Consider the following 1,426-nt stretch of genomic DNA (forward strand, 5'->3'; position numbering starts at 1 on the left):
GGTTGCGTCCATGAAGATGGTGTACGAACCGGAGCCGATTGAGATGGCCGGCGTGTCGTAGCCGAACGAAAGACGGTCACCGCGTGATTCTTCGAGAGACCTACCAAGTCGACTCGAGACAGGACCACACGATGACCACTGCCCACGATATAGACCTGCGCCAGCTCGTCGAAGACCGACTCACCGGAGCAAGCCCGGACCTGCTGCGCGAGCTGCTCACAATGTTCATCCGCGCGCTGATGGGCGCCGAAGCCGACGTCCTGTGCGGCGCCGGCTACGGGCAACGCTCCGACGAACGTATCAACTCGCGCAACGGATACCGGCACCGAGACTTCGACACCCGCGTCGGGACCCTCGACGTCGCGATCCCGAAACTGCGTTCGGGAAGCTACTTCCCGGATTGGCTGCTCGAGCGCCGCAAGCGCGCGGAGCGGGCCCTGACCACGGTGGTCGCGACCTGCTATCTGCTCGGGGTGTCGACCCGCCGGATGGAGAAGCTGGTCGAGACGTTGGGCATCACCTCGCTCTCGAAGTCCCAGGTCAGCATCATGGCGAAAGAGTTGGACGAGCAGGTCGAGGCGTTCCGCAGCCGCCCCCTCGACGCCGGCCCGTACACGTTCGTCGCCGCCGACGCCCTCGTGCTCAAGGTCCGCGAGAACGGGCGGGTGGTGAACGTCCACGCCCTGGTCGCGGTCGGGGTCAACGCGGACGGCTACCGCGAAATCCTGGGCATCGATGTCACCTCCGCCGAGGACGGTGCCGGCTGGCTCACGTTCTTCCGCGGGATGGTCGCCCGCGGCCTGTCCGGGGTGAAGTTGGTGACCTCCGATGCCCACGCCGGCCTGGTCGCGGCGATCGGCGCCACCCTGCCCGGTGCTTCCTGGCAGCGTTGCCGCACCCACTACGCGACGAATTTGATGTCGGTCACCCCGAAGTCGTCGTGGCCGTGGGTGCGCACGCTGCTGCACTCGGTCTACGACCAACCCGATTCGGAATCCGTTCACGCACAATATGATCGGATCATCGAAGCCCTCACCGAGAAGCTCCCGAAGGTCGCCGACCACCTCGACGGAGCCCGGGTCGATCTACTCGCGTTCACTGCGTTCCCGAAACAGATCTGGCGACAGATCTGGTCCAACAACCCGCAAGAGCGGTTGAACAAGGAGATCCGCCGACGCACCGACGTCGTCGGGATCTTCCCCGACCGCGCCGCCCTGATCCGCCTCGTTGGCGCCGTGCTCGCCGAACAACACGACGAGTGGATCGAGGGACGCCGCTACCTCGGCCTCGACGTCCTCGCCCACGCCCGCGGAGACAAGCCCGCCGACACCACCGAACCCACCGAGGAGGTCACACCCGCCCTGACCGCATAGCCCCGCGAGGAATCACGCGGCGACCTCGTTACACCACGCCTCTGGACTTGACC

1 protein-coding gene is annotated in these 1,426 nt (G+C 66.1%); it reads left to right on the plus strand.

Features of this window, described 5'->3' with window-relative positions; translation table 11 throughout:
- Window positions 1-131: 131 nt before the first annotated feature.
- Complete coding sequence (locus AB4Z09_RS29065) at window positions 132-1,373, plus strand: IS256 family transposase (protein ID WP_174910361.1); 1,242 nt, start codon at window positions 132-134, stop codon at window positions 1,371-1,373.
- The last annotated feature ends 53 nt before the right edge of the window (window positions 1,374-1,426 follow it).

The sequence above is a fragment of the Rhodococcus sp. TAF43 genome (assembly GCF_052113525.1).
In the GTDB taxonomy this organism is placed as follows: domain Bacteria; phylum Actinomycetota; class Actinomycetes; order Mycobacteriales; family Mycobacteriaceae; genus Prescottella.